Here is a 23,037-nt window from a genome sequence, read left to right as displayed (position 1 = left end):
TGCCATTACTAAAGCAGGCCCAATTGGAGCTGTCCCTTTTATGAAATCCCTGTACAAGGCCCCTCTGGCCCTGGCCATCGCGGCCGGTACTCTGGCCGCAACCCCGGCTGTTTTTGCTGCCAACGAGCCGAGCCTGAATATCAACCTGCGTACTCTGTACTTCAACCGTGATATCCGTGAGGGTGGTGAGAACCAGATCGCTGCGTCCCAGGCTGTACGCGCTGATTATGCTTCTCCGTTCTACAACGACTTCATCGGCTTCGACGCTTCCATTTTCGGCGCGCTGAAACTGGACGGCCGTGATGACGATCAGGGCAGCCGTGTACTGAACAACGACGGCAACGACACCGACAGCTACGCCAAGCTGGGTCAGGCGTACGTCAAACTTAAACTGGCTGAGAACACCGAACTGCGCGCTGGCCGCATGGTTCTGGCAACTCCGCTGCTGCAGGACGACGATGCCCGCTCTACTCCGAGCTCTACTCAGGCAGTCAAGCTGGACACCAACATCGCTGGCGCTAACCTGTACGCTATCTACAGCGACCGCGCTGTCGACGTAAACGGCACCAAGTTCAACAAGTACAAAGCGGCTAACGGTGAAGACTACGACCTGTACCTGATCGGCGGCGGTTACACCTTCGCCAACGGCCTGAGCGTACATGCCGCCCACGGCGTAGCTGACGACTACCTGCGTCAGACCTACCTGAACGCCTCCTATCCGATTAAACTGGCCAACGGCGACAGCGTACTGATTGACGCTTACTACTACGACGGCTCCGATGACGGTGACCTGTACGGTAGCGACTATGATTCCAACCTGTTCAACCTGGCTGGTCGCTACACCACTGGTGACCTGAGCTTGACCCTGTCCTACCAGAACATCGGCGGCGACAACGGTTACGACTATTTCTGGGGCGGTGAAGACAGCAACGTGCTGATGGTATGGAACTCCGTACAGTACCTGGATTTCAACAGCGATGACGAGCAGTCCCTGCAGGTCCGTGCCGACTACAATGTCGCAGCTGTTCCGGGCTTGAGCCTGATGGCACGCCACACTGAAGCCTGGGATATCGATGCTGGTATCGAAGACGACCTGGAAGAGCGCGAAACAGATCTGGAAGCGAAATATGTCTTCCAGGGTGGAACCTTCGAAGGACTTTCCCTGCGAGCCCGCGTAGCTCACGTTGAGAGCGAGCAGTTCGACAACGTAGACGAGTTCCGCCTGATCGCCAACTACGGCTTCAGCGCACTCTGATCGACTAATTCCATTAAGCGATCAAGACAACGGGTCCTTCGGGGCCCGTTTTGCTTTTGCCCGTTCACCTGCCCTTCTCGATCGGCTGGCAGACCCCTCCCTCAAAACGCGCCACCCCCAAAACGGTTCAACTGCATCTCCCGCAGCCGACTCAGCGTCCGCCGAAACGCAAAACTGAGATAACCTTCAGGATAGAGCTCTTCCATCGGCACTTCCGCTTCGATCCAGAGTGGCACACCACGGTCATAGCATTCGTCTACCAGCGCAATAAAGCGGCGCACACCGTTATCCCGAGCCGTAAGACTGGGCAACTTGCGGTCACCTGCCGCGACTTGCCGGGCGGCATCCTCGGTACCTCGTGCGATAGCGGCCAGATGCCGTTCACAAGTCAATACCGGTACATCTGTCAGCAGTACATGGCCGAAGCGGTCACAAAGCTCGATGTATTCGGCAGCTGCCAGGGGAGCTTCACACAGCTGGTCGTAGGTACACCAGATCTGGTGCGCATCATGCTGCAAGCTATCCACCTGACGGTTATTTAGTCTCACGGGCCCGCTTTTAACCGGTCCATTCAGCTGATCTCTGAAAACAGCTGCCAGCGGAGAGCTGGTTTCACTTTTTAGCCAATAACGTTGCCGTACTTCACCCGGATGCAGGCGATGATCCTGCTCACCATCAAGGGCAATGACGTTCATCTGCGCCTGAATCGCATCGATAGCAGGCTGCAGCCGGTCACGATTATGCCCTTCCGAGTACAATTGATCCGGTGGCTGATTGGATGTCAGCACCAGCACCACGTCCTGATCGAACAGGCGCTGCACCAGCCCGCCCAAAACCACGGCATCACCGATATCGTTGACGAAGAATTCATCCAGGCAGAGCACTCGTACTTCCGATGCCAGCTCTTTTGCCAAGACAGTGAGGGGATCCGGCGTTCCACTCAGGCGAAACAGCCGTTGATGAATATCCCGCATGAAGTGGTGATAATGTTGACGCCGAGAGGCACACTTCAGATCGGACTGAAACAGGTCCATCAGCCAGGTCTTGCCGCGCCCCACCCGGCCCCACATGTAGAGCCCTGCCACATCGCGCCGTCCCTGCTGCAGCGCCTCGAAACAGCCTTGCAGCAGATCAACAGCACGTTCCTGTGCAGGATCAGGGACAAATCGGCCCTTTAACGCCTGCTGGTAACGCTCGATCGGCCCCTTCTGACTCATGACTTCGACTCTTTCCCTTGCTCCAACTGACGCTCGATCCTATTGAGCTGTTCGCTCATCAATACCATCTGCTCTCGCATCCAGTGAACCTCGGCGGCCTCACCCTGCCCAGACTCCAGCTGTTCTGCCGCGCTCTCCTTCTGCATCACATCCAGCACGATACCGATCATCATATTGAGGAACACGAAGGCGGTGAGGAAGATAAAGGTCAGGTAGTAAATCCAGCTATAGGGGTAATCGTCCATAGTGGCATACATGACATCGGTCCAGTCTTCGAAGGTTGCGACGCGGAACAAGGTCAGCAGGGCGATGCTGATATTGCCCCACAGGACCGGATCAACGCCGTTGAACATGAAACTGCCGATGGCGGCATAGATATAGAAGATAATGAACATCAGCAGCGCCACGTAGCCCATGCGCGGGATCGACTTGACCAGCGCTGCCAGCAGCACACGCAGTTCGGGAATCATCGACACCAGTCGCAATACACGGAATACACGCAGCAGCCGTGCGACCAGCACCATCTCCGAGTCGTTGATCGGCACCAGGCTGGCCACTACGATGATGAAGTCGAAGACGTTCCAGCCACTACGGAAGAAGTTGAGCAGGCGCTTCTCCGCCGCCATGCGCACGATGATTTCGAACAGGAAAAACAGGGTGACACTCAGATCCAGCCAGTACAGTAGCTGGTCAAAACGGGAGGACTCTTCGTAGGTTTTGGCGCCGATCAGCAGGGCTGAAGCGATGATCACGCCGATCACAAAAGTTTCAAAAATCTTGTTGGCGCGCAGACGCTCCAGATTGTCCTGCAGGCGATTCCAGTAGAGCTTCATGGTGAGTTTTTCTCCGCAACTCGTACGCTGTGGGGGATACTATCGGCGGCGGATTATACGCCACCCCCCGCCTAGCCCCAATGCTCCTCTTCGTCACTCAGATCGAAGCGCACGTCTCGACCATTGGCACCCAGCTGCCACACCTCTTCCGGCTCGCCGTCATCGGCAAAGCGGACCAGTCCTATGCCGGCATTATTCACCAGTCGACAACCTTCGGCAGCGCCTTCAGGTTTGCGGGGGGAAACTTTCATCAGACGGCGACGAGTAAACCAGTTCAACGGCGAAGCCGGCGCGTAGAGCCAGCGATTAAGCCGGTCAAAGATTATCAATAGCCGTCGCGGAAATTCGTTTTTCAGGCCACTACTGGTGATCTGCCAGATTTTCGGCCCACCCTTGCGGAAGCGGATCTCAATATCGTAGACAAAGGAGTAATGCACATCCCCGGACAGGACGACAAAGTGTTCTGGCGTCCGGGTGTGGCGGAAAATATTGAGCATCACGTTGGCCGCGCCGGGATGCGCCATCCAGTTTTCTGCATCCACCATCAGCGGCTGGCCACAGGCGGTAAACAGCTTCTGGATCGCTTCGATCAGTTTGACGCCAAAGATGGGCGCCGGTGACACCAGAATTACAGCCTTGCGATCCAACAACTGCTGCTGCAATTCGGTCAGCGCCTCCCAGTCCATCAGGCCAGAGGGACTGGCCAGATTGCGCTCAGCACGCCAGCGACGGGTGCGGGTATCCAGCACCAGTACACCAGGATCAACCGGAATCAGGTAATCCCAGCGCTGGAACGCGAACAGCTCGCTGATCAGCGTTCCGTGATCGTCCTCTCGACGCGTATCGAGCCAACGCTCTGCATATTCTCCCAGATGCTTGCGAATCTTGTTCGGCTCATTGCCACTGCCCTGACAGAGCAGGTAGCCAATCATCGCATTACCAATGATCTGGCGTGAAAACGGATGCCCGTAGGCTGACACTTCCCAGGTTGCCGACAGGTTCCAGTCATCGGTCACATCATGATCATCAAAGATCATGTAGGTCGGCAGGTGTGCCATAACCCTTCTCACCTGCGGCAGCTGAGCCCTGAAGCCCAGTACCGCATCCAGCTCTGCGTCATACAGTGCTGCGTGATGTGAGGACAGCGGCGGTGGCGTCAGATCAATCCCCTGCCATGCCAAGGGTGACCAGGCCAGGCAATAACTGGCGATCACCTCGGCAAAGGTGATCAGATGATTGTGTGCTGAATCACTGGTAAAAATCGGCTTGCGCACCCCGGCAAAGAAACGCTCTCGGACATTCTGGCTCAGCTGATCCTTCGGCAGCAGCTGTTCACGCTGATAGTAGCAGTACGGGCTACGACGCAGCTCAACACCACTTGAGGCACCGCCCCCCTGCAACGTTTCATCCCAGAGCCCCAGGCGGTCGCTGAGATGATGTGCCGCCCTGAGCATGGGACCGGCCACATCATCGGCATAGAGCTGATCGCCACTGAGCATCAGCACCGCGGGTAGCTCCTCTGGCGACTCAAGATGCTGCTCCACCCAGCTGTCGGCACGGGCCAGCCCATCCTTCGACGGGTGGTGTGGCTTGCGGCAGGAACCATGCAGCATTGACTTCAGTTGTGGCTGAATTACGAAGCCGGGCAGCAACTCTCCCGGATACAGCAGGGCCGCACCCCACTCGGCAATCGAACACCAGCCGCTGCTCCCTGCTTGCCGAATACGCAGGTCATACTCGATCCGCTCGCCCGTGGGCAGGCTCGTCGCCAACTGGATATTCAACAGGCAGATCCAGGCATGATCACCTGCCTGCAGTGACCAGCACTCCTCCTCCGTGAGAACACGATCCAGGCAGGTCGACTGCCGTGACTGCAGGCACAGTGAAAACTGCAACGGCTCGGTGGTCAGACACCAAAAAGTGACTTCATCGGGGGTCATCCGGCGCAGGATGGGGCCAACAAGAACAGGAGGCAAAGTGTACGTGTGTGAAGAGGGTGCGGATAAGGCCATGATTCAGGGGGCGGCCGGATAAGTACTATCCGGCCAGGTTCTCCAAATAGGGTAATCTCAGTGCAGAGGCTCCTCGTATTTTTTACGGATCGCCATTAAAGCAGGCTGAATATCCAGCGGGGCATAGTTCATGGCCTGCTCAAACAGATCCTTGTTTTCTTCCGATAGCCGTTCCTCTTCGCTCATCGCCGATAGCTGGCGCATTGCCTCGATAAATTTGGGGTGGGGTGTGCTTTGGCTCATGGAATGCCCTCCTCAATGGATACAGATCGGAATTGCTCTGCTCACTGCCTATTGTGCCTGCCGACACCGCCAAGAACCAGCCTTTAGCGCTAACAAGGCCAGATCCCGTGCCAGATCAGCTTTTAGTCAATTCTCCCGCAGAACAGCTTTAAGCGCATTGCTGCCAGAAACTCTGGCCGGACTGGCCTGAAGGACTCCCTTCGCGCGAGGCCTGCGCCCTGTTAAGTGATGCGCTGAGTCATATCGGTACCTTCAAGGAGGTTAACCTGACGCCCGATGGCGAGGCCGTGCAGATTCGTATCAAGGGATGTGAGTTCAATCACCTGGGACAGGTCGAATCATCCCCGGTTGGGCAACGCTCGATCTGCTTTTTCGGCTTTGGCTTGATCGAGAAGTCTCTCGAGCGGTTGACCGGTCGCCAGTTCCGCGTGGAACTGCTGCATCATGATGCTGACGAAGATTGCTGTCACGAAATCGCTCGTTTGCGATAAGCGATCGCCCCGCACACAAACCCTGGGGCATAAAAAAGAGGGAATTGCTTCCCTCAAGTCCGAGAGACCTTCCGAGGAAGGTTTTACTACAACGAAACACAACGGATAGACGGGGGAGTGACCTCCCCCGGTAGATCAGGCGACACCCACCTCACGGATCTTTTCTTCGATCTCGGGCAGGATGCTTTCATCATCGATGGTGGAAGGCATCTTGTACTCTTCACTGGCAGCGATCTTGCGCAGGATGGCACGCAAAATCTTGCCGGAGCGAGTCTTGGGCAGACGCTGCACCACAACGGCACGACGGAAGCAGGCCAGCGCTCCAACCTGATCACGCACCATGGCAACCAGCTCCTGCTCCAGCTGAGCCTCCTCGATTTCGACACCCGCCTTGAGCACGATAAGACCAACCGGCACCTGGCCTTTCAGCGAGTCAACGATACCGATGACGGCGCATTCGGCCACCGCGGCATGGGCCGACACTACCTCTTCCATTTCACCGGTGGAGAGACGGTGTCCGGAGACGTTGATCACATCGTCGGTTCGACCGGTAATGTAGACATAGTTGTCCTCATCCTTAAAGCCGCCATCACCGGTGTGGTAGAAGCCCGGGAAAGCGGTCAGGTAGGAACTGACAAAACGATCATTGTTGTTCCAGATGCTCCAGGCCACGCCCGGCGGCAACGGCAGCTTGATGCAGATGTTGCCGGCCTCACCCGCCGCAACCGGCTCGCCATCGCCATCCAGCACCTGGATGTCATAGCCCGGGATCGGCTTGTTGGTAGAGCCCAGACGCGGCTCGGACGGATTGTCCCAGCCCATCATCGGCGCCGTTACCGGCCAGCCGGTTTCGGTTTGCCACCAGTGGTCGACCACCGGCACCTGCAGCAGGTCATGCAGCCAGTGGTAGGTGGAGGAGTCCAGCTTCTCACCCGCAACGAAGATCCAGCGCAGGCTACTCAGATCGTAATTTTTCGCCAGGGCACCTTCGGCGTCTTCCTTGCGCACGGCACGGAAGGCGGTCGGCGCACAGAACATGGAATTGACCTTGTACTCTTCGATGATGCGCCAGAAGGCACCAGCATCCGGGGTTTTGATCGGCTTGCCTTCATAGAAGATGGCGCTGCAGCCGCCCATCAACGGGCCATAGACGATAAAGGAGTGACCGACGACCCAACCGATATCGGAGGCACCCCACCAGACATCGCCCGCTTCCATGCCGTAGACATTGTTCAGCGCGTATCGCAGCGCCACGGCATAGCCACCGTTGTCACGCACGATACCCTTGGGCTGACCGGTCGTACCCGAGGTGTACAGGATATACAGCGGATCAGAACCTTTCACCGGCACGCAATCAGCAGGCTCAACACCTTCCTGAGCCTGGTACCAGTCCAGATCACGGGACGGGTCCATTTCGGCCTTGAGCATCGGGCGCTGGCACACAAGCGTATGTGGCGGCGTATGCGAGGCCAGCTCAACCGCCTTGTCGACCAGTGGCTTGTAGGCAATTTTCTTGTCGAATTCGATACCACAGGATGCGGTCAGGATCACTTTCGGCTTGGCATCGTCGATACGGATCGCCAGCTCGTTCGGCGCGAAGCCACCGAATACGACTGAGTGCACCGCACCCAGGCGAGCACAGGCCAGCATGGCCACGGCCGCTTCGGGAATCATCGGCATGTAGATAACGACGGTATCACCCTTCTCCACGCCCAGGTTGCGCAGCGTGCCGGCGAAGCGGCTGACACGCTCCTTGAGGTCACTGAAGGTGATCGCTTCCTTGGTATCGGTAACAGGGGAATCATAATACAGGGCGACCTGATCACCACGGCCCTGCTCGACCTGATGGTCGACCGCCAGATAACAGGTGTTGAGCTCACCGTCGGCATACCAGCTATGGGTACCCCAATCGGTGGTGGTCAGAATATTTTGCGGTTCCTTGTACCAGGCGATGTTTTTGGCCTGCTCGGCCCAGTAGGTGTCCGGGTTCTCGATTGATGCCCGGTACTGCTCGTTGTAATCCATGCTCCACCTCGTTTTATTCTTGTTATACGTGGGCGGCACCCGCAGATACCGCCCCAAGGTCCGGCTATTGTTTCACCAGGCCGGTATTATTCAGCGTCCTGATACAGCTTGATCAGGCTTGAGAAGTCCAGACCACCGTTACCGGCAGACTTGTGCAGGTTGAACAACGCACGTGCGGCCGAGCCCATCGGCGTTGCGGCAGCGCTCTGCTGGCTCACTTCCATGGCCAGCCCCAAATCCTTGAACATCAGGTCAACCTGGAAACCGCCCTGGTAGTCACGCGATGCCGGTACACCGTCCATCACGCCCGGTACCGGGTTGTACACCTGCAGCGCCCAGTTGTTGCCGGAGCTCTGCTTCATGATATCGGACAGCACCGCCGGATCCAGACCGTTCTTGACGCCCATGTTCAGTGCTTCACAGGTACCGGCCATCAGAATGCCCAGCAGCATATTGTTACAGACCTTGGCGATCTGGCCCGCACCGTGGTCACCGGCATGGAAGATGTTCTTGCCCATATTGTCCAGCACCGGCTTGGCCAGCTCGAACTGCGCATCGGAGCCACCAACGATAAATGTCAGCGTGCCGGCCTGGGCACCGCCAACACCACCAGAAACCGGTGCATCGATGAAGCCGATGCCTTTCTCGGCACCTGCCGCGGCAACACGGCGTGCGGTTTCGGCATCGATGGTAGAGCAGTCGATCACCAGGGTGTGCTTCTCAACCAGATCGAACAGCGGCTGATCACCACTGACATAAAGACCTTCCACATGCTTGCCGGCAGGCAGCATGGAGATCACAAAATCAACACCGGTCGCTGCCTGCTGGGCGCTGTCCGCAATCTGACAACCCTGCTCTGCAGCGATTTCCAGCGCCTTGGAGGAAAGGTCGAAGGCTTTGACGGTATGACCGGCCTTGGCCAGGTTGGCGGCCATCGGCCCACCCATGTTACCCAGACCGATAAATGCGATTGTTGCCATGATGTTATTCCTTGTTCTTATTCTGTTATTCGGTTGGCCGCGGACCTCTCGGCCCGCAGCAGCTAAGGATTAAGGATACGGATCAGAGGTCCGCCAGCGGGTGGGTCTGCCAGGGTGACTCGTACATGCCTTCCAGGAACTTCGGATCCACCTCATCAATGGACGCAAAGGTCCACTGCGGCTGACCATCCTTGTCGATCAGCAACGCACGCACCCCTTCCTGAAGCTCACGGTGACGGCAGCACTGCACCGACAGAATCAGTTCCTGCTGGAACACTTCCTTCAGTGACATGTGACGGCAGCGGCGCAGTTGCGCGTGGATCATCTTCAGTGACAGCGGACTGCCATGACTGATCGCCTTCTGCGCCCGCTTGACCCACTTGTCGTCAGACTCCACCGCCAGCAGTGCTTCCACCATCTCCTCGACGGAGTCATGGTCAGTCACTTCACGAATCAGGTCCTCATGGGCGCGAATCGGCGCAGGCATCTCATCGAAAGCAGCGCGGCATTCATCTTCCAGCTCACGCAGCACACGGCTGACGACACCACCGGCATCCTCACCCCAATGCTCATTCTGCAGCCGCTCCAGCATGCCCTCACGCATGTCGGTGGTCAGGGCACGATCCGCCAGACCAAGGAAAAGCGCATCAGCGGCGTTGATCGGGTTACCGGTCAGGCCCAGAAACAGACCTGTGCCACCGGGCATGCGGTTGAGGAACCAGCTGCCACCCACATCCGGGTACAGACCGATGGTCACTTCCGGCATCGCAAGATGTGAGGTTTCGGTCACCACACGGTGGCTGCAGCCGTTCATCAGCCCCATGCCGCCGCCCATTACAATGCCACTGGCCCAGCAGATAACCGGCTTGGGGTAGGTGTGCAGGGTGTAGTCGAGGCGGTATTCACGAGTGAAGAACTGCTCAGGAAACTCGAGATCGTCGGCCGCCATCGACTTGTACAGGTTGACGATATCGCCACCGGCACAGAACGCCTTGTCACCGACGCTGTCGAGCAGCACCGCAACCACATTGGCATCATCTCGCCACTCATCCAGCTTCGGCTGAATCAAGTCGACCATTTCCAGTGTCAGCGCGTTCAGTGACTTTTCCGCATTGAGGCGGATCTCACCGATGATCTGACCATCCTTTGTCGCGTGTTCGGTAAAGAGTACACAGCTCATATTCGGACTCCCGATGCTTGGCAGGCTGTTGAAAATCTATCTACGTTGCCGAATGCGGCGTTAAAAACAGGCTCAAAATGCTCATTTAGTCCACTAAACTCCGCTTTTTCACCTGTTTTTTCCTTGCCTCGGCTACCTCGATAACGTTTTTCAAAACCCTGCTTAGCGGTTCTTCCATTCAGCCTTGCGCTTCTCGAGGAAGGCATTGACCCCTTCACGCTGATCTTCGGTGTGGAACAGATCCACGAAGAGTTCGCGCTCGATGATGTAGCCCTGATCCAGCGGACGGCTGCGGCCGGACTGAATCAGCTTCTTGCAGGCAGCGACCGCAGACGGGCTCTGCTCGCCAACCTGTTCCGCCAGCTGCAGAGCGCGCTCCAGTGACTGTCCCTGCTCAACCACTTCCTCGACCAGACCGATCTCCAGTGCCTTGTCGGCTTTGATACGCTCGCCGCACAGGATCATCTTCTTGGCCCAACCTTCACCGACCAGCCAGGTCAGGTTCTGCGTACCGCCCGCGCAGGGCAGCAGACCCACTTTCGCTTCCGGCAGCGCCATCTGCGCCTGAGCTTCAGCCACACGCAGATCACAGGCCAGCGCCACTTCCAGGCCTCCGCCCATGGCAAAACCGTTGATCGCCGCAACTGACACGCCACGGAAGCGGCTCAGGGTTTCGAAGGCCTCGCCGAACAGGCGCGCCATATCACCCGCGACGGCACGGTCGCCATCGGCAAACAGCTTGAGATCAGCACCGGCGGAGAAGAACTTCTCGCCCTCACCGTTCAGCACCAGGCTCCAGATATCACGGTCTTCGTTCAGTTCGCCCACAATGCGGGTCAGTGCCTTGAGGCTATCCGCGGTCCAGGTGTTGGCCGGCGGGTTGTTCATGGTCAACAGCGCCACATGGCCACGCTTTTCTACTCGAATCGGTTCAGACATTTCCCTGCTCTCCTTATAGCTCGGCTGCACCTTCCGCCAGAACACGGCGGGAGATGATCAAACGCATGACTTCATTGGTACCTTCCAGAATACGGTGTACGCGGGTATCGCGCAGGTAACGCTCCATCGGATATTCCTTGATGTAGCCGTTGCCACCGTAGAGCTGCAGTGCTTCGTCACAGATGTTGTAACACACATCGGTGGCAAAACGCTTGGCCATGGCACAGTACGTCGTCGCGTCCGGGTGGCCGTTATCCAGCTTGCTGGCAGCAAGGCGCACCATCTGTCGGGCAGCAACCAGCTCGGTCTGCATGTCGGCAAGACGGAACTGCAGCGCCTGGAAATCAGCCAGGCGCTTGCCGAACTGCTTGCGCTCCAGCATGTATTCACGAGCCTTGTTCAGCGCCTGTTGAGCAGTACCCACGGAGCAGGTGGCGATATTGATACGGCCACCGTCCAACCCCTTCATGGCGATCTTGAAGCCTTCGCCTTCCTGCGCCAGCAGGTTTGCGGCAGGTACACGCACGTCTTCAAAGGTGATCATGCGAGTCGGCTGGCAGTTCCAGCCCATCTTGTCTTCCTTGCGTCCGTAGCTGATGCCTTCACTCTTGGCATCGATGGCAAAGGCAGAGATACCGGAGGCCCCTTCTCCACCGGTACGCGCCATCACCACCAGCACGTCGGTGCTACCGGCGCCGGAGATGAAGATTTTGCTGCCATTGAGGACATAGTGATCACCCTCAAGTCGAGCGGTTGTTTTCAGAGAGGCCGCATCGGAGCCGGCATTGGGCTCAGTCAGGCAGTAGGAGCCCAGCAGCTGACCGCTGGCCAAGCCTTCGCCCCATTGCTCAATGACGGCAGGACCACCAAAGCTGGATACCATCCAGCTCACCATATTGTGGATGGTGATATACGCGGTGGTGGAGGTGCAGCCCATCGAGAGCTGCTCGAAAATGATGCTGGCATCCAGGCGACTCAGGCCCAGACCACCCACCTCTTCCGGCGTGTACAGACCGCAAAAGCCCAGTTCACCGGCCTTTCGCAGCACATCAACCGGGAAGATCGCTTCCAGATCCCACTCACCAGCATGGGGTTCCAGCTCATTCTGTGCGAACGCTCGTGCCATATCGGCAAAAGCGATCTGATCTTCGTTCAGTTCAAAATCCATTCCATACCTCGGACGCACTCTGTTTATTGTTATGGTCATGGCAGCCAGATCAACCGATCGCGTACTGCCATGACTCCGTTATTGCAACAGCGTGTTATTTCAACTGGATGGTCATGTTCGGGCCGGAGGCGATGTCATCCTCGAACCAGCGTGCCGTCACGGTCTTGGTCTCGGTGTAGAACTTGATCGCCTGCTTGCCGTAGGCATGCTGGTCACCGTAGAACGACTTGCGCCAGCCGGTGAAGGAGAACATCGGCAGCGGCACCGGTACCGGTACGTTGATGCCCACCTGACCCACCTTGATCTCGTGCTGGTACTTGCGAGCCGCCGCACCGGAAGAGGTAAAGATGGACGTACCGTTACCGTACGGGTTCTCGTTGATCAGCGCGATCGCCTCTTCAATGGTATCTACTTCCAGTGCGATCAGTACCGGGCCAAAGATCTCTTCCTGGTAGATCGACATATCGCGGGAAACATTGCGGAACATGGTCGGGCCAACCCAGTTGCCGTCCGGGTAGCCTTCAACGACACACTCGGTGCCATCCAGGATGCAGTCCGCACCCGCGTCCTTGCCTTCCTGAATCAGGCGCAGTACGCGCTCTTTTGCCTGCGGGTTGATCAGCGGACCGTAGCCGGCTTCGGGATCGTTCCAGGCACCCGGACGCACCTTGGCCAGAGCATCACGTACTTCCGGGATCCACTCGCGGGATTCACCGACGAAGACCGCGACGGAGATCGCCATGCAACGCTGACCACCGGCACCGACAGACGCACCGGCGATGTTGTTGATCACCTGGTTCTTGGACGCATCCGGCATCACTACCATGTGGTTCTTGGCACCGGCAAAGGCCTGAACACGCTTCATGTGGTCGGTACCGGTGCGGTAGATGTGCTCGCCGACGTTGACAGAACCCACGAAGGAGATCGCCGGAGTATCCTTATGTGTCAGCAGCTGGTTAACCACATCCTTGGTGCCGTGCAGTACCTGCAGTACACCTTCAGGGGCACCGGCTTCCTTGAACAGCTCGGCCAGACGCATCGGCGTCAGCGGATCCTGCTCGGACGGCTTAAGTACGAAGGTGTTACCGCAGGCGATCGCCATCGGGAACATCCACAGCGGGATCATCGCCGGGAAGTTGAACGGGGTGATACCGACACACACGCCCAGCGGCTGAGTGATGCTGTAGCAATCGATCTTGCGCGCCACGTTTTCGACGGTTTCACCCATGCTCAGGGATGCAATGTTGCAGGCATGCTCGACCACTTCGATACCCCGCCACACATCACCCTTGGCGTCTTCGAAAGTCTTGCCGGTTTCCTGCGCCAGCAGCTCAGCCAGTTCATCGTGATGTTCTTTCAGCAGGTGCTGATAGCGCAGCATCAGACGGGCACGGTCGCCAATGGAGGTTTCCTTCCAGGTTTCGAAGGCTTCCTTGGCGGATTCAATTGCGCGCTCAACCTCTTCCGGAGTCGCGCAGGGTACCTGAGCCAGAACTTCCTGAGTGGCCGGGTTGGTTACCGGCAGCCACTGGCTGGTTTCGCTCTGGACAAATTCGCCACCGATCATGAGCGGTACATGCTGAGTCATTCGTTTCACCTTCACTGTCGTCAATTTTTGTTGTTATGCGTTTTAGCCACGGGAGCTGTTCGTTTACGTCAACGTAATTTGCATGACCATTTTGTAACATAGCCCCTGCAGGCTCAGGATTGATAATGTTGCTGACATGATGGACTATATTGCTGTCAACTAAGGGTTTTCGCCAAGGTCTAACATACCAAGGTCTAACAGATTCAATGAGCTCTCCTTCAAGCTGGCCATTGCCGCCAGAAAGCATCCGTTTCGTCCTTCCCAGACGCATGGTCTCCCAGCTGGCCGAACACCCGTTGAGCGAGCAGCTCTACCCGCTGGGGATCGGCTACTACCAGCTGGCCCGAGGTCACGAAATGCGACGGGAGCAACACGACGATTTTCTGCTGATCTACTGCCTGGAAGGCAGCGGGCGTGTCGAATTTGGAACCCGGGGGAAGCGGCGCATCATCAGGCCTGGTGACCTTCTGGTGCTGCCCAGAGGGACACCCCATCACTACTGGACGGACCATAAAGATCCGTGGAGTATCTACTGGATCCACTTCGATGGTTCACTGAGCCAGACCTTCGTCGATCAGTTGGCCATCGACCCTCAATCACCGCTGCTGAGCCTGGGCATTCACTCCCGCCTGGTAGCGGATTTCGAAGCGGTGCTGGATATGCGACAGGCACGTCACCACCTGGGCTCCTACCTGCACAGTGCTAATCAGTTGCGACAGTTAATGACACATATTGCGCTACTGAGACCCCTGGCCAAACTGCAGCAAGATGAGGCACTGGATCTGGAGAAGGTGCATAGTCTGATGCAGGCGCGCCTGCATGAACAACTGGATGTAGAAACGCTGGCAGCAGCCGTTAGCCTGTCGAAATATCACTTTATCAAGAAATACAAGACGCTGACCGGCACTACACCGATCAACCACTTCATCCAGCTGAAAATCGAGCGTGCCTGCCATCTGCTCGATGTGACCAACAAGGGGATCAAGGAGATTGCCTGGGCCGTGGGCTATGAAGATGCCTATTACTTCTCGCGCATCTTCCGCAAAATGATGGGAATTTCACCCACCCAGTACCGCGAAATCCGACTGGGTGGTTCCTCCTACCGAAGCTGATTAAAGACAGCCACCTGCCTTTTCAGCTTCTTTCCGGCAGATACCAGCGAGTGGAAGCAGGGACTGTTATTGCTTGGCACCCTGAGCCTGAGCACGTGAGAGACACTGCTCGGAAGACGAGGCTGCAGTGACCTCCCAGCCCTGCAGATTCTGCAAAATCAGTTTTTCCAGCACATCAATATGCACAGGGTCGGCATTAAGGGCCGGGATATATTCATAACGGTCACCACCGGCCTCGAGGAAATAGTCACGGTTTTCCTGGCCGATCTCCTCGATGGTTTCCAGACAGTCGGCTGAGAAGCCCGGGCAGATCACCTGCACCGACTTCACCCCCTGTTCCGGCAATCCTTTCAGCGTCTCATCGGTATAGGGTTTGAGCCACTCCTCACGACCGAAACGGGACTGGAAAGTCGTCATCCACTCCCCTTCTTTGAGCCCAAGACGCTCGGCCAGCAGGCGACTGGTCTTGTGACATTCGCAGAAGTAGGGATCCCCCTGCAGCAGGTAACGCTTGGGCACGCCATGGTAGGACATGATCAGACGATCGGCCCGACCATGCGAGTGCCAATGACGCTCGACTGAGGCTGCCAGGGCTGCCAAGTAGTCCGGGTAGTCATGATAATGATTGACCATGCGCAGCTCGGGCAACCAGCGGCGCTGACGGAAATCCTCGGCAACAGCGTCAAAGGTGGACGCCGTGGTCGCACCCGAATACTGCGGATACAGCGGCAACACCAGCAGACGACGCACACCGGCCTGCTGCATGCGGTCAATAACACTGGTGATAGACGGATTACCGTAGCGCATGGCGAACTCTACCATCACACGATCACCAAATCGGGCCTGAAGGCGCTCACGCAGCTGTTCTGTCTGCGCTTGAGTATGCACCATCAGCGGAGAACCCGCATCGGTCCAGACCTCACGGTAGGCGGCCGCCGAGCGACGTGGACGAATATTAAGGATAATACCGTTCAGAATGCACCACCAGATCGGGCGCGGTACTTCGACCACCCGCGGATCCCAGAGAAACTCTTTCAGATAACGGCGCAGCGCCGACGGAGTCGGCTCATCGGGCGTACCCAGATTGGTAATCAGCACACCGGTCAGGTCTTGCTGATTGTGCTTGAAATCGTCTACCCCTCGAAATGCCATTATCACTCCTTATCCTGGCCGGCAAATGATGCCCAGTGGGCGCATCCTAGTCGATACGGAGACAAGGGCCAAGCGGTTCAACGGCCATAACCAAAAAACGCCCGCCGGGGGCATCTCCGGCAGGCGAATGGCTCGACGATAAATTTTTAGTTGAAGTTGCGTTTCCAGACCTTCTGCAGCTCACCTACGATACCGCTGCGGAACGCCAGTACACAGATGACGAAGATGAAGCCCATGATGATGTGGATGTAGTTACCCAGCTCACCACCGGACAGATAGTTCTGCATGGTGACGATCACACCGGCACCGACCACCGGTCCAAAGATGGTACCTACACCACCAACCAGGGTCATCAGTACCACCTCACCGGACATATGCCAGTGCACGTCAGTCAGCGACGCCAGCTGGAATACCAGTGTCTTGGTGGAACCGGCCAGACCCGCCAGTGCAGCCGAGATGGTAAACGCCACCCACTTGTAGTCGTTGACGTTGTAGCCCAGCGAAGTCGCACGAGCCTCATTCTCACGGATCGCCTTCAGTACCTGGCCGAAGGGCGAGTGAATGGTGCGGTGTACCAGCCAGAAACCGAACAGGAAGATCGCCAGTACGAAGTAGTACATGTTCATGTTGTCAGAAAGATCGATCAGGCCGAACAGGTTGCCGCGCGGCACCCCCTGCATGCCATCCTCACCGCCGGTAAACGGCGCCTGCAGGTAGATGAAGAACACCAGCTGCGACAGTGCCAGAGTTACCATGGCGAAATAAATACCCTCACGCTTCACCGACAGCTTGCCGTAGAGCGCACCCAACGCACCAGCGGTCACCGTGCCCAGCAGAATTGCCAGCTCGGGTGTCAGGCCGGAGTTCATCATCAGCCAGCCGGTAACATAACCACCGGTGCCCAGGAAAGCGGCGTGACCGAAGGACAGCAGCCCCACGTAGCCCAACATCAGGTTGAAAGCGCAGGCGAACAGCGCGAAGCAGAGCAGTTTAGCCAGGAACACCGGATACAGGAAGAAAGGTGCCACTACAGCCAGAAGGAGCAGAGCAATATAGAGTTTATTGATTTTCATAATGTCCCCCTCAGGCTTCCTTGCCGAACAGACCTGCCGGCTTGAGCAGCAGAACAATTACCATCACCAGGAAGATCACTGTGTTGGAGGCTTCCGGGTAGAAATATTTGGTCAGGCCTTCGATAATGCCCATACCGAGACCGGTCAGGATGGCACCACCGATTGAACCCATGCCGCCTATAACGACGATGGCGAAGACCACGATCAGCAGATTGGAACCCATATCCGGGGATACGGAGTAGATCGGGGCAGCCAGCACACCGGCCAGACCTGCAAGACCGACACCAAAACCGAAGGTCAGGGTCACGATCAGTGGCACGTTGATACCGAAGGCCTGCATCAGCTGCGGGTTTTCAGTACCGGCACGCAGATAGGCGCCCAGCTTGGTCTTCTCGATCATCCACCAAGTCAGGCCGCAGACAATTACAGAAGCAACGATGATCCATGCACGGTAGTCCGGCAAGTACATGAACGGCAGCTTGGTACCACCGCGCAGCGCCTCAGGAATCGAGTAAGACTGACCTGAAGAGCCGTAAAGATGAGTGAAAAAGCCCTGTACAATCAAGGCCAGACCAAAGGTCAGCAGCAGGCTGTACAGGTGGTCTTCATTCGCAATGGGACGAATCAGGTAACGCTCCATCAGCACGCCGACGAAGCCGACAGCAAGCGGCACTACTACCAATGCAGCCCAATAGTTGATCCCCATGTAGTTCAGCGCCAGCCAGGCTGCAAAAGCCCCCAGCATGTACATGGCACCCTGCGCGAAGTTGATGATCTTCAACAGGCCGAAAATGATCGCCAAGCCCAGACTGAGCAGTGCGTAGAAAGATCCATTGATCAATCCGACCAGCAGCTGGCCGAACAAACCAAACAGGTTTATACCAAGAAAAGTCGCCATAGCCTTGTCCCATTCACGCCGCTTAATGCCTAATTTCGGCAGTCGTTAGCCGCACCGCTGCCGATTACCGGCAGCAGCGGGCTTGTTAAAGCGGTTTAACTCTTATTGTTATTTAAAGTCGCACTCAGGCAGCATCGGCGCGAACGCCTGATCACCCGGGATTACGCTGACAACCTTGAAGATATCGTTGCTGTCGCGACGCTCTTCAGGCTTTTTGATCTCGACGTAGTACATATCATGAACCATGCGGCCGTCGGCACGCAGGGTGGCGTTACGAGCGAAGAAGTCGTCCGGCTTCATTTCCTTCATCTTCTTCATGACCGCATCGGACTCATCGGTACCGGCGGCTTCGATCGCCTTCAGGTAGTGCATGGTCATGGAGTAGGCACCGGCATGGCCCATCGCCGGGATGTTGCCGTGACGTTCCATGAAGCGTTTGCTCCACTCGCGCGTCTGCTCATCCAGATCCCAATAGAAGCCTGTGGTGGTACGCATGCCACCCGCTACCGCCGGGTCCATCGCCTGAGCGTTCGGTGTGAACACCAGCAGACCGGCCACATCCATCATCTGAGTCAAACCGAATTCGGATGCTGCTTTCAGTGAGTTCACGGTGTCGTTACCGGCGTTGGCCAGAGCCACTACGTCAGCACCTGAAGACTGTGCCTGGAGGATGTAGGAAGAGAAGTCCGTGGTACCCAGCGGCGCACGTGCTGCACCAACCACTTCACCGCCGTTTTCGTTAATCACCTTGGACGCTACGCCTTCCAGCGCATGACCAAAGGCATAGTCAGCGGTGATGAAGAACCATTTTTTCTTGCCGGATTCTACCATCGGCTTAACGGTACCGTTAGCCAATGCCACAACGTTGTAGGTCCAGTGCACGTTGTACGGTGAGCAGGCCTTGGTGGTGAACGCATTGGAGGCCGACGTCGAGATCAGCGCGATCTTCTTGGCATCGGTCAGCACCTTGGTTGCAGCACCGGTCACGGCTGAAGACACCAGACCACCGACCGCATCAACCTGCTCATCCTCGACCCATTTGCGCACGATCGCGGAGCCCACGTCCGGCTTCAGCTGGTCATCAGCGCTGACCACCTCAATCGGCGCACCCAGCACCTTACCGCCGAAGTCCTCAACCGCCATCTCGATGGCAGTCACACAACCCGGACCACAGACGTCGGCGTAGGTACCGCCCATGTCCGCCAGCACACCGATCTTGACCTTGCCATCAGAGACATTAGCCAGGGCAGCGGTAGAAGCAAAAGCAGCAACGGAAGCAGCCAGCAGGGTTTTCTTCATCATTTTCATCGATACTCTCCTGTCGAGCATTTTTATTGTTATTTCTCAAGCAAGGACGTTAGACGCCCAGATAGGTGTTCAGGAGCTCCGTCTTGGCTTCAAGCTCATTGGCATGAATCTCCTCGACGATATGACCGTGTTCCATGACGTAATGACGGTCAGCGATGGGGGCAGCAAAACGGAAGTTCTGCTCCACCAGCAGGATGGTCAAGCCACGCTCCTTCAGCTTGACCAGAACCTCGCCCAGTTTCTGCACGATAACCGGAGCCAGGCCTTCAGTAATTTCGTCCAGCAGCAGGATATTGGCACCCGAGCGCAGGATCCGCGCCAACGCCAGCATCTGCTGTTCACCACCGGACAGCCGTGTTCCCTGGCTGTAACGACGCTCATAGAGGTTGGGGAACATCTCGTATAGTTCTTCCACACTCATGCCGTCGGAACGTACCGAGGGGGGCAGCAACAGGTTTTCCTCAACATTGAGGCTGGAAAAGATTCCGCGCTCTTCGGGGCAGTAACCCAGCCCCAGGTGCGCGATCTTGTGTGCCGGCATACCGATGGTTTCGTTGCCGTTGATATTGATGGAGCCGGTGCGACGTCCCACCATGTTCATGATGGCACGCAGGGTGGTGGAACGACCGGCGCCGTTACGGCCCAGCAGTGTCACCAGCTCTCCCTGCATCACATTCATGTCGATGCCATGCAGGATATGGGATTCTCCATAGAAAGCATGCAAGTCATCAATACGCAGTTTTTCGCGATGTGTACTCATGCTTCAATCTCCTCCTTGCGCGCAGCTTCGGCAGCCGCTTCCGCATTGATCCTGTCCTGCTCCTCACTTGCCGCGGTACCCATGTAGGCTTCACGCACGCGGGGGTCGGCCGATACGGTGGCGTAATCGCCCTCGGTCAGGATGGCGCCACGCTGCAGAACCGTGATCCGGTCGGCCAGCTTGGACACCACATGGAGGTTATGCTCGACCATCAGAATGGTACGATTTTCCGAAACCTTCTTGATCAGATCCGCTACCAGGCCCACATCTTCATGCCCCATCCCCTGCGTTGGCTCGTCGAGCAACATCAGCTCGGGCTCCAGCGCCAGGGTGGTGGCGATCTCCAGTGCACGCTTGCGACCGTAGGACAGATCAACTGTCTGCGCATCGGCAAACTCGGCCAGACCGACAGAGTCCAGCAGTTCGACCGCACGGTCATTCAGCTTATTGAGCACTGACTGAGGGCGCCAGAAATGGAAACTGTTGCCCTCTTTGCGCTGCAGCGCAATGCGGACATTCTCCAGCACCGACAGATGCGGAAAGACAGCAGAGATCTGAAAGGATCGAACCACACCGGCACGAGCAATGGCGGCGGGCTTCATGGCAGTGATATCCTTGCCGTTGAACAGGATCTGACCCTCGGTAGGCGTCAGGAACTTGGTCAACAGGTTGAATACTGTTGTTTTGCCGGCCCCGTTAGGACCGATCAGGGCGTGTATATGGCCGCGCGTCACCTGAAGGTTAACATCGTCGACCGCGGTGAAACCCTTGAACGCTTTTACAAGGTTGCGGGTTTCGAGAACATAGTCTGCACTCATGTGTAAACCAAGCCTCTTGTTGTTTTTATGCTGGCTTTTCGCACTTGGCGTCGAATTAGTACCTTCATGTACATCCACGTACATTTGCTAAGGCATGGACAAAAACTAGCAATTTACCTTAGGGGAATACAATTACTACTTTGGTCTAACACCCTTACTCCCCCCCGCCACAAATCAATCAAAATTCCTTTATTTTCAAATAATTAACCAAAAAAAAACTTTTTTTGCACGGTTAAAAAAAGCACAAGTGACACTTTACGTTAACGTAAACTTCATTTAGCCTCGTTAAAAACGATTACACGACAGGATTGCAAAGGCACATGAGCAACACCTATTCCATCAGTGAACTCTCGGCCGAGTTCGACGTGACCACCCGCAGCATCCGCTTTTATGAGGATCAGGGACTGCTGCATCCGTCACGCCGCGGCCAGACCCGAGTCTACAGCAGCCAGGATCGGGTGAGACTGAAACTGATCCTGCGCGGCAAGCGCCTGGGGTTCTCACTGGCCGAAACGAAAGAGCTGTTCGACCTCTGGGATGAAACCCTGCACGGCAGCGAAAAGCAGTTGCACCTGTTGCTGAAAACGATCAACCGCAAGCGCGCCGAACTGGAGCAGCAACTGAAAGACATCGCCATGTTGCAGTTGGAGCTCGACAACGCTGAAGCACGCTGCCTGGATGCAATGAAAGAACTCGAAGATAAAAAACAGACGACTGTCGACTGAGCCCCCGAGGCGAGCGGCACAATAACAATAAAGGTGGACTACATGATCTCTGCATACTCTGAACTGAACTTCGGATTGGGCGATACCATCGACATGCTGCGCGAGCAGGTCAACAGCTTTGCAGCACAGGAGATTGCACCCCGTGCGGAAGCGATCGACCAGGAAAATGCCTTCCCGAATGACCTCTGGCAAAAATTCGGCGACATGGGTCTGCTGGGCATTACGGTCAAGGAACAGTGGGGTGGCGTTGAAATGGGCTACCTGGCTCACGTCATCGCCATGGAAGAGATCAGCCGTGCTTCTGCTTCCGTGGGTCTGTCCTACGGCGCCCATTCCAACCTCTGTGTGAACCAGATTCACCGCAACGGTAATGACGAACAGCGCGCCAAGTACCTGCCCAAGCTGATCAGCGGCGAACATATCGGTGCACTGGCGATGTCCGAACCCAATGCCGGTTCCGACGTTGTTTCCATGAAGCTGACCGCACGCGATGCCGGCGACCACTATGTGTTGAACGGCAACAAGATGTGGATCACCAACGGTCCTGACGCCAATGTCTATGTCATCTACGCCAAGACCGAACCGGCTGCTGGCCCGAAAGGCATCACCGCTTTCATCGTCGAACGCGATACCGAAGGCTTCACTCAGGCACAGAAACTGGACAAGCTGGGCATGCGCGGCTCCAACACCTGTGAGCTGGTGTTCCAGGACGCCAAGGTGCCCAAGGAGAACATCCTCGGCGAACTGAACGGTGGTGTGAAAGTCCTGATGAGCGGTCTCGACTACGAGCGTCTGGTGCTGTCAGGCGGCCCGCTGGGCATCATGCAGGCGGCGATGGATATTGTTGTTCCTTATATTCGCGACCGTAAGCAGTTCGGTCAGTCCATTGGTGAGTTCGAATTGGTACAGGGCAAGGTTGCCGACATGTACACCCAGATGAACGCTGCCAAGTCCTACGTCTACATGGCTGCCATGGCCGCAGACCGCGGTGAAACCAGCCGTAAGGATGCTGCCGGAGCTATCCTCTACTCCGCCGAAATGGCAACCAAGATCGCGCTGGATGCGATCCAGCTGCTCGGCGGTAACGGCTACATCAACGAATTCCCCACCGGTCGACTGCTGCGTGATGCCAAGCTGTACGAAATCGGCGCCGGCACCTCTGAGATCCGCCGCATGCTGATCGGCCGCGAGCTGTTCCTCAACAAATAAGAATAATTGAACGTTCCCGGGCAGTACTGCTGCCCGGCGCAGCGAGGAGCC

21 protein-coding genes are annotated in these 23,037 nt (G+C 56.8%); 5 read left to right on the top strand and 16 right to left on the bottom strand.

Features of this window, described 5'->3' with window-relative positions; all coding sequences use genetic code 11:
* Positions 1–40 precede the first annotated feature (40 nt).
* On the top strand, positions 41–1,255 hold the full coding sequence (locus tag ABD013_RS02560) for an OprD family outer membrane porin (RefSeq protein WP_343801806.1): 1,215 nt from the start codon (positions 41–43) through the stop codon (positions 1,253–1,255).
* Positions 1,256–1,356: 101 nt separating this feature from the next.
* On the opposite strand, the gene zapE is transcribed toward ABD013_RS02560, so the two are convergent.
* The 4 genes from zapE to ABD013_RS02540 form a co-directional block, all read right to left on the bottom strand.
* Complete coding sequence (gene zapE, locus ABD013_RS02555; protein ID WP_343801803.1) at positions 1,357–2,472, bottom strand: cell division protein ZapE; 1,116 nt, start codon at positions 2,470–2,472, stop codon at positions 1,357–1,359.
* Positions 2,469–3,305, bottom strand: coding sequence for an ion transporter (locus ABD013_RS02550; protein ID WP_343801800.1), 837 nt, complete (start codon positions 3,303–3,305; stop codon positions 2,469–2,471). Before ABD013_RS02550 ends, zapE begins: the two co-directional genes overlap by 4 nt.
* A 71-nt stretch (positions 3,306–3,376) precedes the next feature.
* Positions 3,377–5,245 carry an alkaline phosphatase D family protein gene (locus ABD013_RS02545; RefSeq protein ID WP_343801797.1) on the bottom strand — a complete coding sequence of 623 codons (1,869 nt, stop codon included), beginning with the start codon at positions 5,243–5,245 and terminating at the stop codon, positions 3,377–3,379.
* 129 nt (positions 5,246–5,374) lie between these two features.
* A complete protein-coding gene (locus ABD013_RS02540; protein WP_343801794.1) occupies positions 5,375–5,560 on the bottom strand; it encodes a hypothetical protein in 186 nt (61 codons plus the stop codon).
* Positions 5,561–5,847: 287 nt separating this feature from the next.
* On the opposite strand from ABD013_RS02540, the gene ABD013_RS02535 reads away from it, so the two are divergent.
* Positions 5,848–6,051 carry a hypothetical protein gene (locus tag ABD013_RS02535; protein WP_343801791.1) on the top strand — a complete coding sequence of 68 codons (204 nt, stop codon included), beginning with the start codon at positions 5,848–5,850 and terminating at the stop codon, positions 6,049–6,051.
* A 135-nt stretch (positions 6,052–6,186) separates the two neighbouring features.
* Here ABD013_RS02535 and ABD013_RS02530 read toward each other — a convergent pair whose 3' ends face one another.
* The 6 genes from ABD013_RS02530 to ABD013_RS02505 all read right to left on the bottom strand — a co-directional run bounded on the left by ABD013_RS02530 (position 6,187) and on the right by ABD013_RS02505 (position 13,931).
* Entirely contained in the window at positions 6,187–8,076 is a 1,890-nt protein-coding gene (locus tag ABD013_RS02530) for a propionyl-CoA synthetase (protein ID WP_343801788.1), read from the bottom strand.
* Positions 8,077–8,162: 86 nt separating this feature from the next.
* Positions 8,163–9,077, bottom strand: coding sequence for a 3-hydroxyisobutyrate dehydrogenase (gene mmsB, locus ABD013_RS02525; protein ID WP_425543387.1), 915 nt, complete (start codon positions 9,075–9,077; stop codon positions 8,163–8,165).
* Positions 9,078–9,138: 61 nt separating this feature from the next.
* Entirely contained in the window at positions 9,139–10,236 is a 1,098-nt protein-coding gene (locus ABD013_RS02520) for an enoyl-CoA hydratase/isomerase family protein (protein WP_343801782.1), read from the bottom strand.
* 162 nt (positions 10,237–10,398) lie between these two features.
* Entirely contained in the window at positions 10,399–11,175 is a 777-nt protein-coding gene (locus ABD013_RS02515; RefSeq protein ID WP_343801778.1) for an enoyl-CoA hydratase, read from the bottom strand.
* A gap of 13 nt (positions 11,176–11,188) precedes the next feature.
* Positions 11,189–12,343: an acyl-CoA dehydrogenase family protein gene (locus ABD013_RS02510; protein ID WP_343801775.1), complete on the bottom strand. Its 1,155-nt coding sequence runs from the start codon at positions 12,341–12,343 to the stop codon at positions 11,189–11,191.
* Positions 12,344–12,437: 94 nt separating this feature from the next.
* The gene (locus ABD013_RS02505) at positions 12,438–13,931 is read right to left on the bottom strand and encodes a CoA-acylating methylmalonate-semialdehyde dehydrogenase (protein ID WP_343801772.1); all 1,494 of its coding nucleotides are present in this window, start codon (positions 13,929–13,931) and stop codon (positions 12,438–12,440) included.
* A gap of 206 nt (positions 13,932–14,137) precedes the next feature.
* Here ABD013_RS02505 and ABD013_RS02500 point away from each other — a divergent pair, with 206 nt between their 5' ends.
* Positions 14,138–15,043 (top strand): AraC family transcriptional regulator, encoded by a 906-nt coding sequence (locus ABD013_RS02500; RefSeq protein ID WP_343801769.1) that lies wholly within the window; start codon positions 14,138–14,140, stop codon positions 15,041–15,043.
* A gap of 66 nt (positions 15,044–15,109) precedes the next feature.
* On the opposite strand, the gene hemH is transcribed toward ABD013_RS02500, so the two are convergent.
* The 6 genes from hemH to ABD013_RS02470 form a co-directional block, all read right to left on the bottom strand.
* Positions 15,110–16,195 carry a ferrochelatase gene (gene hemH / locus ABD013_RS02495; protein ID WP_343801766.1) on the bottom strand — a complete coding sequence of 362 codons (1,086 nt, stop codon included), beginning with the start codon at positions 16,193–16,195 and terminating at the stop codon, positions 15,110–15,112.
* 146 nt (positions 16,196–16,341) lie between these two features.
* Positions 16,342–17,268 carry a branched-chain amino acid ABC transporter permease gene (locus tag ABD013_RS02490; RefSeq protein ID WP_343801764.1) on the bottom strand — a complete coding sequence of 309 codons (927 nt, stop codon included), beginning with the start codon at positions 17,266–17,268 and terminating at the stop codon, positions 16,342–16,344.
* A 10-nt stretch (positions 17,269–17,278) separates the two neighbouring features.
* Positions 17,279–18,166 (bottom strand): branched-chain amino acid ABC transporter permease, encoded by an 888-nt coding sequence (locus tag ABD013_RS02485; protein WP_343801761.1) that lies wholly within the window; start codon positions 18,164–18,166, stop codon positions 17,279–17,281.
* Positions 18,167–18,274: 108 nt separating this feature from the next.
* A complete protein-coding gene (locus ABD013_RS02480) occupies positions 18,275–19,474 on the bottom strand; it encodes an ABC transporter substrate-binding protein (RefSeq protein WP_343801757.1) in 1,200 nt (399 codons plus the stop codon).
* A 49-nt stretch (positions 19,475–19,523) separates the two neighbouring features.
* Complete coding sequence (locus ABD013_RS02475) at positions 19,524–20,234, bottom strand: ABC transporter ATP-binding protein (RefSeq protein WP_343801754.1); 711 nt, start codon at positions 20,232–20,234, stop codon at positions 19,524–19,526.
* Positions 20,231–21,052, bottom strand: a complete 822-nt coding sequence (locus ABD013_RS02470) for an ABC transporter ATP-binding protein (RefSeq protein WP_343801751.1) — start codon at positions 21,050–21,052, stop codon at positions 20,231–20,233. Before ABD013_RS02470 ends, ABD013_RS02475 begins: the two co-directional genes overlap by 4 nt.
* A gap of 320 nt (positions 21,053–21,372) precedes the next feature.
* Here ABD013_RS02470 and ABD013_RS02465 point away from each other — a divergent pair, with 320 nt between their 5' ends.
* Both ABD013_RS02465 and ABD013_RS02460 read left to right on the top strand, forming a co-directional pair.
* On the top strand, positions 21,373–21,777 hold the full coding sequence (locus tag ABD013_RS02465) for a MerR family transcriptional regulator (protein ID WP_343801748.1): 405 nt from the start codon (positions 21,373–21,375) through the stop codon (positions 21,775–21,777).
* Positions 21,778–21,819: 42 nt separating this feature from the next.
* The gene (locus tag ABD013_RS02460; RefSeq protein WP_343801745.1) at positions 21,820–22,986 is read left to right on the top strand and encodes an isovaleryl-CoA dehydrogenase; all 1,167 of its coding nucleotides are present in this window, start codon (positions 21,820–21,822) and stop codon (positions 22,984–22,986) included.
* Positions 22,987–23,037 lie beyond the last annotated feature (51 nt).

It is taken from the genome of Marinobacterium maritimum (assembly GCF_039523155.1).
GTDB classification, from domain to species: Bacteria; Pseudomonadota; Gammaproteobacteria; order Pseudomonadales; family Balneatricaceae; genus Marinobacterium; species Marinobacterium maritimum.
The sequence above is the reverse complement of the archived record's forward strand: the minus strand, read 5'-3'. Positions and strand labels throughout refer to the sequence as shown.

What these genes read in the sequence shown, in the direction of transcription:
- ABD013_RS02560 (WP_343801806.1), top strand. Translation starts at nt 41, where the DNA reads ATGAAATCCCTGTACAAGGCCCCTCTGGCCCTGGCCATCGCGGCCGGT.
- zapE (WP_343801803.1), bottom strand. Translation starts at nt 2,472, where the DNA reads ATGAGTCAGAAGGGGCCGATCGAGCGTTACCAGCAGGCGTTAAAGGGC.
- ABD013_RS02550 (WP_343801800.1), bottom strand. Translation starts at nt 3,305, where the DNA reads ATGAAGCTCTACTGGAATCGCCTGCAGGACAATCTGGAGCGTCTGCGC.
- ABD013_RS02545 (WP_343801797.1), bottom strand. Translation starts at nt 5,245, where the DNA reads ATGACCCCCGATGAAGTCACTTTTTGGTGTCTGACCACCGAGCCGTTG.
- ABD013_RS02540 (WP_343801794.1), bottom strand. Translation starts at nt 5,560, where the DNA reads ATGAGCCAAAGCACACCCCACCCCAAATTTATCGAGGCAATGCGCCAG.
- ABD013_RS02530 (WP_343801788.1), bottom strand. Translation starts at nt 8,076, where the DNA reads ATGGATTACAACGAGCAGTACCGGGCATCAATCGAGAACCCGGACACC.
- ABD013_RS02520 (WP_343801782.1), bottom strand. Translation starts at nt 10,236, where the DNA reads ATGAGCTGTGTACTCTTTACCGAACACGCGACAAAGGATGGTCAGATC.
- ABD013_RS02515 (WP_343801778.1), bottom strand. Translation starts at nt 11,175, where the DNA reads ATGTCTGAACCGATTCGAGTAGAAAAGCGTGGCCATGTGGCGCTGTTG.
- ABD013_RS02510 (WP_343801775.1), bottom strand. Translation starts at nt 12,343, where the DNA reads ATGGATTTTGAACTGAACGAAGATCAGATCGCTTTTGCCGATATGGCA.
- ABD013_RS02505 (WP_343801772.1), bottom strand. Translation starts at nt 13,931, where the DNA reads ATGACTCAGCATGTACCGCTCATGATCGGTGGCGAATTTGTCCAGAGC.
- ABD013_RS02500 (WP_343801769.1), top strand. Translation starts at nt 14,138, where the DNA reads ATGAGCTCTCCTTCAAGCTGGCCATTGCCGCCAGAAAGCATCCGTTTC.
- hemH (WP_343801766.1), bottom strand. Translation starts at nt 16,195, where the DNA reads ATGGCATTTCGAGGGGTAGACGATTTCAAGCACAATCAGCAAGACCTG.
- ABD013_RS02490 (WP_343801764.1), bottom strand. Translation starts at nt 17,268, where the DNA reads ATGAAAATCAATAAACTCTATATTGCTCTGCTCCTTCTGGCTGTAGTG.
- ABD013_RS02485 (WP_343801761.1), bottom strand. Translation starts at nt 18,166, where the DNA reads ATGGCGACTTTTCTTGGTATAAACCTGTTTGGTTTGTTCGGCCAGCTG.
- ABD013_RS02480 (WP_343801757.1), bottom strand. Translation starts at nt 19,474, where the DNA reads ATGAAAATGATGAAGAAAACCCTGCTGGCTGCTTCCGTTGCTGCTTTT.
- ABD013_RS02475 (WP_343801754.1), bottom strand. Translation starts at nt 20,234, where the DNA reads ATGAGTACACATCGCGAAAAACTGCGTATTGATGACTTGCATGCTTTC.
- ABD013_RS02470 (WP_343801751.1), bottom strand. Translation starts at nt 21,052, where the DNA reads ATGAGTGCAGACTATGTTCTCGAAACCCGCAACCTTGTAAAAGCGTTC.
- ABD013_RS02465 (WP_343801748.1), top strand. Translation starts at nt 21,373, where the DNA reads ATGAGCAACACCTATTCCATCAGTGAACTCTCGGCCGAGTTCGACGTG.
- ABD013_RS02460 (WP_343801745.1), top strand. Translation starts at nt 21,820, where the DNA reads ATGATCTCTGCATACTCTGAACTGAACTTCGGATTGGGCGATACCATC.